Source organism: Clostridium sp. (assembly GCF_016650095.1).
In the GTDB taxonomy this organism is placed as follows: domain Bacteria; phylum Bacillota; class Clostridia; order Clostridiales; family Clostridiaceae; genus Clostridium_AD.
This window is the reverse complement of the sequence record NZ_JAENWL010000088.1, coordinates 1-10,956: the sequence shown is the minus strand read 5'-3', so window position 1 is coordinate 10,956 and position 10,956 is coordinate 1. Positions and strand designations below refer to the sequence as shown.

Genomic DNA, 10,956 nt, shown 5'->3' with positions numbered 1-10,956 from the left:
TGTTGTCCTGCTTGGGTTAACTTCTTTGAACATCAATTTAGTGATTTATTAGATATTCCATCTACTTGTAAATCACCACAACAAATGTGGGGGGCTGTTGCTAAAACATACCTTGCAGAAAAAATGAATATTGACGCAGAAGACATGATAGTTGTATCTGTAATGCCTTGTCTTGCAAAAAAATATGAAGCTACTAGACCTGAAATGTCTACAAATGGAATACCAGATGTTGATATAGTTATAAGTACTAGGGAACTAGCTAAAATGATAAAAGAAGCTGGAATTGATTTTAATTCATTACCAGAAGAAAATTTTGATAATCCACTAGGAGAATCTACCGGAGCTGGAGTTCTATTTGGTACCTCTGGCGGAGTTATGGAAGCTGCATTACGTACTGCTTACGAATGGTTAACAAATGAAACACTTGAAAGTGTAGATTTTGATGACGTTAGAGGTTTAGAAGGCATAAAAGAAGCTTCTATAAAAATTAATGACCTTGATGTTAAAGTTGCTATAGCTAGTGGACTTGGAAATGCTCGTAAATTATTAGAAGCTATCCGTTCAGGAGAAGCTAACTATCACTTAATTGAAATCATGGCTTGCCCTGGTGGATGTATTAATGGTGGTGGACAGCCCTACTCTACTGATTATGAAGATATATTAGAAAAGAGAATGGCTGTTTTATATAATGAAGATAAAAATAAGACTCTAAGAAAATCTCACGATAATCCATCAATAAAGAAAATATATAAAGAATTCCTTGGAGAACCATATGGTAAAAAAGCTCATGAGCTTCTTCATACACATTACGTAAAACGTTAATAAGAATAACTACGAAAAACAGCAGATTTAACTGCTGTTTTTTTTATAGATAATTAATAGCAACATATTTTCCTAATCTTTTCATGCAATCCACTAGTTGGTTCACAAGTTTTAGCTTAATACTAAAATCTATTGGAAAATTTGGGTTTTGATGTGCTGGATTTATAGCCTTACCTACCCATAAATTAAAATGAGTACAATCTTCTATAAGCATTTTAACAAGTCTGCTAGCCCCATCCTTACCTTCTAAATCACAATATTTCTCTTGACTTTCAAAACTTGCCTCATAATCATTTAACTTTTCTATAGCCTTGCTTATAGTTAGAACCCCTTCTGTTATCAAATCTATTCCGTCCATAGTTGCCGTAGGTGGTACATCTTTGTCAAAAAAGTCCAAATTTACTTTAAGCTCGCGGCCTAGTTCTCTGCTTGCTATATTAGAAGTTGTTCCTCCACAAATAATTTTTTTTCCAGTTCCACTCATGAATTCTTTAATAATATAACTATCGTAACTCGGGTCTTTAGGTGGTCCAGTAAATAAATCAATATACTCAGGTTTTCGAGCTTTTACACATACAACAGTAGTATCATCTCCGGGTTTTCCACCATATAAATCCCAGCATACCTGAATTAAATCCTTAGCAATGTTTTTTGCACTTCTTCTAAAGCGAGTATTCCGAGTCAAGTAATTATGGACATTATCCCAGTTCCAACCTAAATTTAATATATTCCCAATACCCGCATGAATACATCCATCGCTCACTACTGTAAGTACATCACCCTCTTGCAGTGTAAATTGACTTTCAACTACTCTTTTTTCATTAATAATGCTTTCTTTTTTATCGATGTAAGTATCATTCCCATTTCTAATTAAAAAGAAAGGTGGATTATCATATTCTGCAATATATGCTCTTCCATCATTATAAATTTTCATCAGAGTAAAAGTACAATAGGCAATATTTCTCACCTTACACACTGGAAGAGTATTTACTATAGTGTCTACAGTTTCATAGATATCTGCTCCTTCTTTGAGCATAGTGCTGGCAATTTTAGCTGTAAGTGATGCTAGTATATTAGCTTTGACCCCACTACCAAGTCCATCTGCCAAGACAATTATAGTGCTATCTTCAAGTCTTATTGTATCTACCCTATCACCACAGAGTTCCTCACCTTTTTTTATCAAGCTATCATACGCTACATCAATAAATAGCTCCGTTTTACTCAATGTCTTCACCCGCTACTATTTTTTTTAACTTAGTTAAAATAATCTTTGTCTCTGCAGTTGTTTCACCAAGAAGGCTTGCTATCTCTTGAGCAACTCTCATTTGTTTTTCTATAACCTCTTGAGCAGCGTTTAACGTATTTTCTTTAACCTTCATTAATTCTTTTTTATTTTTCTCTTCAGCCATAATATTAATCATACTCACCAGCACCATATCTTGCTTAGGAATATATACTATATTCTCTATAAACACCACCCCGTACGCTGGATAAGCAACTTTTTTACCTGTTATATTTTCTCCAGTTTCTCGTACCTTTTTAAAATTTTCATCATCAATAAGTATTGATATGGGCCTTCCTATAATATTTTGAGGTTGTATTTTAAATATAGTTTTGGCAGCCGGATTTATCTCCCTCACGTTCATTTCTCCGTCTAATAAAATTAGAATACTAGCAGTATTTTCAAAGATTTCATTAGCAAGACTCTCTGCTTTATTTCTCATATAGTGAAGACACATATTAGTTTCAGCCATACCTTCGAATACAGCTTGAGCCTTCTCTCTACAAGAGTTATATCCACACACACCACAATTTAACTCATCCTTTAGTTCATATTTATCCATTTTTTTCATAATAGCTATAATTTCTTCTTCTGTGGCAATAGATTTTTTAATAGATTTTTCACTAAAAATTCTATGGAAATTTATATTTTGTGGAATCTTTGTAAATGTTGGCTTATTATAGTTTTCACGACTCTTTATATAATTTTTGACCTTGCGCAACTTTGTGTAGTAGTTCTCACCATTTTTAACCATAACTGGTCCACCGATGCAACTTCCCTTACATGCACTAACTTCAATTATTACTTCTTTTAAATCGCCACTTTTAATACTATTAAATACTTCTATACACTCCTCCACGCCGCTTACATTAATAATACTAAGAGGACTTTGTTGTAACTTTTCTCCCATTGCATCAATAATACCTCCACCCATAGGGAAGCCTTGACCTTTACTATATGAATTAACATTAAAATTTTCCTCTTCTATCTCATTTATTTCTATACCAGATTCATTAATCCAAGAATTCAATTCATCAAAAGTTAATACTGCATCTATCGTATTATCTTTTAAATTATTGTCAAATTCAGATTTTTTAGCAAGGCATGGGCCTATAAACACAACAAAGCTATCTTGTCCAAATTCTTTTTTTAGTATCTTCCCATGTGCTATCATTGGGGATACCGTAGGAATTAAGTATGGAATGAGTTCTTTAAAATATTTTTCTACTAAATAATTGGCTGATGGACATGCGGTGGTTATGTAGACATCTTGCTTATTTGCCACAATATATTCATTATATAATTCAGCCACTATTTCTGCACCTACTGCAGTTTCTTCGACAACACTAAATCCTAATTTCTTCAAAGCGGACACAACTTTGCCTTGCTTGACATCAAAAAATCCAGCAAAGGAGGGCGCCAAACTCACTATGACTTTCGCATCACAATTTATAGCTTTTTTAACTTTATCCAAACAACTTTTAATTTCTCTAGCTTTTTGTGGACATATGGTAAGGCAATGTCCACATTCTATACATCTTTCTTCATCTATTGTAGCTTGCTCATTCTCAAACTTTATTGCCTTAACAGGACATGAGCGAAGACATTTGTAACAATTTTTACAATCTGCTTTGGAAAAATCTATATTACTCATTTCACATACCCCATAATAGTTTCATGAAAGAATGAATCTACATTATCCTCATTTAACGAAAAGAATTCTTCATCATTCACAGTTACAGAAACTCCCTCTGTGCATCTACCAATACAAAACGCTCCTTTAAGTTCTACCATGTCTGTTGCCTTATTTGCTTTGATTAACTTTTGTAACCCCTCTATTACTTTATAAGACCCCTTTAAATGACAGGCACTCCCAACACAAACACTAATAGTTACCATTACTTTCATCATCCCTTCAAGTTAAGTTGCTCCAATATTCATTTTATATAATACTACTCAAAAGCACTAAGTACTCTATCTAATATACCATTTATATGAGCTATCGCTATACCAAAATTGGTAATAGGTAATCCCTCTAAATTAGCCTTTTTAATCCTTGACATTAACTGTTGTCTATTAAACATACAAGCTCCACAATGAACTATTAGCTTATATGCACTTAGATCTTCAGGGAAAGAACTTCCCGCACAAACTGTTATATCTAACTTTCCACCTACTTTTTCTTGAAGCCATATAGGAAGTTTTTCTCGCCCTATATCTCCTTCTAGGGGATGATGGGTGCAAGCCTCTGCTATAAGCACCTTATCGCCAGGCTTTAAAGTATCTATAGCCCTTGCACCTTTAACTAAACTGTTTAAATCTCCTTTATACCTAGCCATAAGTATAGAAAAGGAAGTCAGTGGTATCTCCTCTGGAATTATAGCATTAACTTTCTTAAACACCTGTGAATCTGTGATTACTAAATCCGGTTTATCCTTTAATGATGCTAGAATATCGCCTAGTTCACTGTCCTTTACCACTAGTGCCATCGCATCATTATCAAGAAGATCTCTTATTATTTGAACCTGTGGAAGTATTAATCTCCCTTTGGGTGCTTGAATATCTTGTGGTGCTACAACTATTACTCTTGCCTTTGGTTTCACTAAGTCCCCAACAATTGTACTTTTTTCAAAATCCTCTGGTGCCATCTTCATAATAACCTTTTTAAGTTCATCAATATTAACTTTGTTCTTTGCGCTAACCTTAACAAAATCTATATCTAATATTTTTTGGATATCTTCTATTGATACTTCATTTTTATCCATCTTATTCATAACCCCTACTACAGGAATTTTTCTTTTCTTTAAATCTTCATACCACTCACTCTCGAAAGATAAATCTTCCCCATCCCCGTCTATAACTAAAAGTGCTAAGTCAGTTTTATCCATAACTTCTTTGGTTTTCTTTACCCGAAGTACACCTATTTCTCCCTCATCATCAAGTCCCGCAGTATCTATAATAACCACTGGTCCTATTGGCAGAAGTTCCATAGCCTTATATACAGGGTCTGTAGTTGTTCCTGCTAACTCCGATACTAAAGCGATATCCTGACCTGTAAGTGCATTAATCAAACTTGACTTACCCACATTTCTTTTCCCAAATATAGCTATATGAAGCCTGTTAGAATTTGGTGTTTGCTGCATCTCAACCTCTCCTATTCTATATGTTTATTTTTCCATTCAATCAGAAGATTCTAACTTTATCGAATAACGCAATTATACAAAATTTCAGTATTGATTGTCAATGATTTAGAAATTTCTATAACACCTTATATGAAAATTTTACATAAAAATATAATGCTTTAATACAATTTTCTTTGGGCACACTAATTATGACAAAAACTAAAGGTGAGTGATAATATGAATATCAGGGGGGAAAATATTTTTCTTATTTCTACAACTATTATTATCTTGTTATTAGCTTGCAATCCACATATTAATAATCTACAGAAAAACATTCAGACATTTATACCGTTAAATACTTCATTTAAAGATTCTGGTGAAATTCAAACTTTAAAATTTGCTTATCTAACTTTTGATGATGGCCCTACATACGTTATTACAGCTGCTTTATTAGATGTATTAAAAAAAGAGAATGTAAAAGCTACTTTTTTTATAGTTGGGAAGGAAATTGAAGGAAAGGAATCACTTCTTAAGAGAATATATAATGAAGGACATAGTATAGGTCTTCACACCTATAGTCATAATTTCAAAAAAATATATAGAAGCTGCGATGAATTTATTGATGAAATGGAGAAAACCTCTGATAAAATCGAAGAAGTCACAGGTTTTGCACCTAAGGTTATTAGATTTCCTGGTGGTAGTTCTAAACGCTTAAATGCTTTTACTTTAGAAGAACTTCACAAAAATAATTTCAAAGTATATGACTGGAACGTTAATGTATGTGATGGTATAGACCCTGATTTAAGCCCATCACAACTTATTAAAAACTCCCAAATAATTAAAGGCGATAAAAATGTAGCAATAATCCTAATGCACTGTAATTTTAATAACAAAAATACTGTAAAAGCTCTCCCTGGAATCATAAAATATTATGAAAAGTTAGGTTATGAATTCAAAACTATTACTGAAGATACACCCGAATATTACTATAAATTTAGAAAGTAAAAAAAACCTCACCACAAGGTGAGGTTCTCATCTTAAGATGAGATGACTAATATAATTGCATTCAAAATATACTTTATTTAAATCACATTACTACCTTTTTTTAAATTTTAAATTACTTACCATCAAATAAGATAATACGACCATTAAAAACATAGTAGGTCCTAAATTTGAAGCTTTATTAAACATAATTAAAGCATAAAGCGCTAAAAATGTGCCTGTAATGGTGATGGGGATCCCTGAAAAAACTCCATCAAAATCTGTAATGTTAAATTTCGCTAATCTATATGCTCCTGCTACCGGAAAAATTAAAACCATTAGATATCCAATAGATCCTAACCCAGCGAAATTATAAATATTAAATATCAATATTGAAGGTGCTAACCCAAAAGATATTAAGTCACATAAGGAATCTAGTTCTTTACCTAAATTGTTGTCTACTTTTAAATACCTGGCTATTCTGCCATCATATCTATCAAATATTCCTGCCAAAAGAATAAATAGTGCTGCTGTCATATAGTTTTCTTCAAAACTCATAAGTATAGACATAATTCCACAAGACATATTGCTTAAGGTAAAAATGTTTGGTACAGCATTTTTTATTTTAACCATCTATATCACTCCTATGGTTATGATTATACCATAATATAAGCATTTATTCCTTAGTATTATGGCACATTCCTATTAAATACATTCTAATTATATTTTTTACTAATTTATTACATTACTTGAATTATACTCTTACTTAATTAATATTATTAAAGCTAATAAATAATTACATTATTTTTTAATAAATAAAAAAAACCAGCATTTTCTGCTGGCCCTATTTTAAAATTATCTTTCAACTATAATCGCAGTTCCTTGACCTCCACCTATACATAATGTAGCAAGTCCCGTTTTAGCATCTCTTTTTATCATTTCATAAATTAATGTAATAAGTATTCTTCCTCCTGAAGCTCCTACTGGATGGCCTAATGCTATAGCTCCACCATTAACATTTACTTTTTCTGAATCAAGGCCTAAATCTCTGGCTACAGCTATTGATTGAGAAGCAAACGCTTCATTAGCTTCTATTAAATCTAAATCGGCAATAGTCATTCCGGCTTTGTATAATGCTTTTCTAGTTGCAATAACTGGACCATATCCCATTATCTTTGGATCTACTCCACCTGATCCATAAGATTTAATTGTAACTAGAGGTTTAAGCCCTAATTGTTCTGCTTTATCCTTTGACATTACTATAAACATAACTGCACCGTCATTTATTCCTGAAGCATTTCCAGCTGTTACAGTACCGCCTTTTTTGAATGCTGGTTTTAATTTTCCTAGCTTTTCTATAGTTGAACCCATTTTTGGGTATTCATCCGTATCAAATATCATTGGGTCACCTTTTCTTTGAGGAATTTCAATTGGTACAATTTCATCTTTAAATTTGCCTGCTTTTATTGCTTTTTCTGCTTTTAATTGACTATTTAAAGAAAATTTATCTTGCTCTTCTCTTGTTATATTCCACTGCTCTGCAACATTTTCTGCTGTAACGCCCATATGATAATCGTTAAATGCGTCCCACAAGGAATCGTTAATCATAGAATCAACTACTTTTCCATCTCCCATTTTTGAACCCCATCTATTGTTTGGAAGTAAATATGGAGCGTTGCTCATGCTTTCAGTTCCACCTGCTAAAACTACCTCTGCATCTCCACACATAATAAATTGTGCTGCCATGCTTACAGCTCTAAGTCCTGATCCACAGACCTTATTTATTGTAAGCGCTGAAGCTTCTTCTGGAATACCCGCATGTATTGATATTTGTCTTGCAACATTCTGACCAAGTCCCGCTTGCACTACATTACCTATAATAACTTCATCTACAAGCTCTGGTTTAATACCGGCTCTTTTTATAGCCTCTTTAGCTGCAACAGTTCCCATTTCTACTGCTGATATACTTGATAATGTTCCTCCAAAGCTTCCTATTGCTGTTCTTGCTGCTCCTACAATTACTATTTCTTTCATATTAAAACCTCCATTTATTTTATCTTATATTTCTTATATTTCTTATATGAATTTATCATCTACTTTAAACTATTTCCTTTGTATATACTTATTATACTAGCATTTTTCATGCCAAGTATTCAAACTCTTGTGAAGTGTACAATACCAACCTCTTTCAATATTATAAAACAAATTATAATTATAACTGTAAACTTAGTTAACATTAATAATCCCATCTACTTGTCCAATTTATTCTATAGGCACTTTGTTAAAAAAAATAACCAAAAGTGCTTTCAATGTATTGATCTGACTATGCATTTATTTCATTTTAAAGTTTTCAGCTGATTAACAGCATCTTTTGTTTACATAAAAATGGCACATGTAAACTAAGTTTACATGTGCACTATTGTAGATTGCATGATTACATTAAATTGTATCGGTTTAATTTTTTATATAATCCAGTTCTACTAAGCCCTAATATTTTTGCCGTTTCTTTTTTATTTCCACCTGTTTTTTTTATGCACTCCATAATAAGGTCTTTTTCAATATTTTCAACAACCTCTTTTAAATAATTATTTTCTAATGAATATTTTTTTATCTTACTCTTAATTATCTTTTCTGGTAAATGCTTTGGCATTATAGAAAGGTCTGAATCAAGCAAATTTATAGCTCTTTCTACTACATTTTCAAGCTCTCTTATATTGCCCGGCCAGTTATAAGCTTTTAAATAATCAATAGCTTCCCTAGAAATCCCCTCAGAGTAAACCTTATATTTTTCACATGTTTTTATCCTAAGTTCATTTGAAAGTTCTTCAATATCTTCTACTCTTTCTCTTAAAGATGGTATTCTTAAATGCATAACATCCAACCTATAGTACAAATCTTCTCTAAACTTTCCATCTTTAATTAACTGCTCTAGTGACTTATTAGTAGCAGCAATAATTCTTATATCAACTTTAATACAATCATTCGCGCCAACCCGCGTGAGCTCCTTTTCTTGAATAACCCTTAACAGTTTAACTTGCATATTCATAGGCATATCACCAATTTCATCTAAAAGAATAGTACCACCATCTGCATATTCAAACTTGCCTTTCTTACCAGATTTTTTGGCTCCAGTAAAAGCGCCTTCTTCATAACCAAACATTTCCGACTCAAAAAGCTCTGCTGGAATAGCTCCACAATTAATTTTTACAAAGGGTTTAGAACATCTTCTACTAGCATTGTGAATAGAATGAGCAAAAAGTTCTTTACCAGTTCCACTTTCACCCGTAATTAAAACATTTGAATCAGTATTACTCACTTTTCTGGCCAGGTTAATTACCTCCATGCTTTTAATACTGCTTCCTATAATATTATTAAACGTATATACTGCTTTAAGATCCTTGCTTAATTCACTTTTATAATATTCAACCTCTTTTGCTAAGTTGTTTAGTTTAGCACTTAATACATTAAAATTACTTAAATCTTTAAACATTACCTTCCCAATGGCCCCTACAACTTTACCATCTTTCTTAATAGGAACTCTCATAGAAATCATCTTATGCCCATTAACTTCCTGAATTTCTCCAAATTCTCTTATGCCTGTCTTCGCTACTGTATGTAATTTTGTGTTTTCAATAACATCAGTTACATGCTTTCCCTCAGGATTTTCACAATTAATAAATTGTTTATATCCATTACTCATCATAGTTATTATACCATTTTCATCTACTGTAACTACACACTCATCTATAGTATTAAAGATAGTATTTAAAATATTTTTATCAGCGGTGTCTTTATGTTGTAAGTTCATTAACCTCATATTTTCAGTGTTTTCACTAATGATTTCAAGTGCACCTATGACTTCACCATTTTGAGTTATTCTCTTACGAGTAACAATAAATTTACCTTCGTTTTTATTTAATTGTGCTTCTCCACTTTCCATTACACTTAACAATTCATCATATGGAAATATATTTAAAACATATTTTTCTATGCTATCTTCTTCATTAACCCTTAACATTTTTTCTGCGGCATTATTAATAATTTTTATGATCCCTTTTTTATCTATAATAATAACACCCTCATTAATATTGCATATAACCTCATTATAATAATCATTAATTGTCCCCATTTGTCACCATCCCCTAAACTTATATCTCAATTATAAAGTCCATAATTTTTTTTATCAAGATATAATTAAAATAGCGAGAAAAAATCTCGCTATTTCAATTATATATCTATTCTTTTCGTTATTTCGTTTCACTTTCAGTTATTTAGTTATTCTACTGTAATTGCAGTAACAGGGCACTGCTCTTCTGCTTCTTTTGCACTACTTAATAAATTTTCTGCCACTTCATCTTTTGATGCCACAGCTTTCTCATCAGCTTCCATTTTAAAAATCTCAGGACATATCTCTGGGCATAATCCACATCCTATACACGTATCTTTATCCACGTATGCTTTCATTAAAATCACTCCTTAAGGTAAATTTTTTTAAATAATTACATATATATATATGTTTCCTTATTAATATAGTAATATACTTTTCTTAAAAAGTAAGTAACCACTGTTACCAAAAGCATTCCATTTATTTACCCAAAAAAATTCATGAACATTGTAATAATTCCAGCGTTAAAGAAATCTATAAATAAACTTCCCACCAGTGGTACAATAAAGAATGCTCTCGGAGCAGCAAGAAATCTTGACGTTAAAGCTTCCATGTTAGCCATTGCATTTGGTGTAGCTCCCATA

Annotated in this window: 10 protein-coding genes and 1 pseudogene; 2 read left to right on the top strand and 9 right to left on the bottom strand. The window is 32.0% G+C overall.

What is annotated here, in order from left to right:
- A partial coding sequence (locus tag JJE11_RS07335) for a [Fe-Fe] hydrogenase large subunit C-terminal domain-containing protein (protein WP_291634101.1) occupies positions 1-822 on the top strand: 822 nt, incomplete at its 5' end.
- A gap of 43 nt (positions 823-865) precedes the next feature.
- Here the strand turns inward: JJE11_RS07335 and JJE11_RS07330 are convergent.
- The 4 genes from JJE11_RS07330 to hydF are packed head-to-tail and all read right to left on the bottom strand — an operon-like array spanning position 866 to position 5,247.
- Positions 866-2,047, bottom strand: coding sequence for a SpoIIE family protein phosphatase (locus tag JJE11_RS07330; RefSeq protein WP_291634099.1), 1,182 nt, complete (start codon positions 2,045-2,047; stop codon positions 866-868).
- Positions 2,040-3,758, bottom strand: coding sequence for a [Fe-Fe] hydrogenase large subunit C-terminal domain-containing protein (locus JJE11_RS07325; RefSeq protein ID WP_291634097.1), 1,719 nt, complete (start codon positions 3,756-3,758; stop codon positions 2,040-2,042). Before JJE11_RS07325 ends, JJE11_RS07330 begins: the two co-directional genes overlap by 8 nt.
- Positions 3,755-4,003 (bottom strand): NAD(P)H-dependent oxidoreductase subunit E, encoded by a 249-nt coding sequence (locus JJE11_RS07320; RefSeq protein WP_291634095.1) that lies wholly within the window; start codon positions 4,001-4,003, stop codon positions 3,755-3,757. Before JJE11_RS07320 ends, JJE11_RS07325 begins: the two co-directional genes overlap by 4 nt.
- A gap of 53 nt (positions 4,004-4,056) precedes the next feature.
- Positions 4,057-5,247 carry a [FeFe] hydrogenase H-cluster maturation GTPase HydF gene (gene hydF / locus JJE11_RS07315; RefSeq protein ID WP_291634093.1) on the bottom strand — a complete coding sequence of 397 codons (1,191 nt, stop codon included), beginning with the start codon at positions 5,245-5,247 and terminating at the stop codon, positions 4,057-4,059.
- Positions 5,248-5,463: 216 nt separating this feature from the next.
- On the opposite strand from hydF, the gene JJE11_RS07310 reads away from it, so the two are divergent.
- On the top strand, positions 5,464-6,231 hold the full coding sequence (locus JJE11_RS07310) for a polysaccharide deacetylase family protein (protein ID WP_291634091.1): 768 nt from the start codon (positions 5,464-5,466) through the stop codon (positions 6,229-6,231).
- Positions 6,232-6,321: 90 nt separating this feature from the next.
- Here JJE11_RS07310 and pssA read toward each other — a convergent pair whose 3' ends face one another.
- The 5 genes and pseudogenes from pssA to JJE11_RS07285 all read right to left on the bottom strand — a co-directional run.
- Entirely contained in the window at positions 6,322-6,840 is a 519-nt protein-coding gene (gene pssA / locus JJE11_RS07305) for a CDP-diacylglycerol--serine O-phosphatidyltransferase (RefSeq protein WP_291634089.1), read from the bottom strand.
- A gap of 222 nt (positions 6,841-7,062) precedes the next feature.
- On the bottom strand, positions 7,063-8,241 hold the full coding sequence (locus JJE11_RS07300) for an acetyl-CoA C-acetyltransferase (RefSeq protein ID WP_291634087.1): 1,179 nt from the start codon (positions 8,239-8,241) through the stop codon (positions 7,063-7,065).
- Positions 8,242-8,641: 400 nt separating this feature from the next.
- Positions 8,642-10,336 (bottom strand): sigma 54-interacting transcriptional regulator, encoded by a 1,695-nt coding sequence (locus JJE11_RS07295; RefSeq protein ID WP_291634085.1) that lies wholly within the window; start codon positions 10,334-10,336, stop codon positions 8,642-8,644.
- A 146-nt stretch (positions 10,337-10,482) separates the two neighbouring features.
- Complete coding sequence (locus JJE11_RS07290; RefSeq protein ID WP_291634083.1) at positions 10,483-10,671, bottom strand: ferredoxin; 189 nt, start codon at positions 10,669-10,671, stop codon at positions 10,483-10,485.
- Positions 10,672-10,796: 125 nt separating this feature from the next.
- Positions 10,797-10,956, bottom strand: a pseudogene (locus JJE11_RS07285) (sodium:glutamate symporter); the annotation flags it as partial.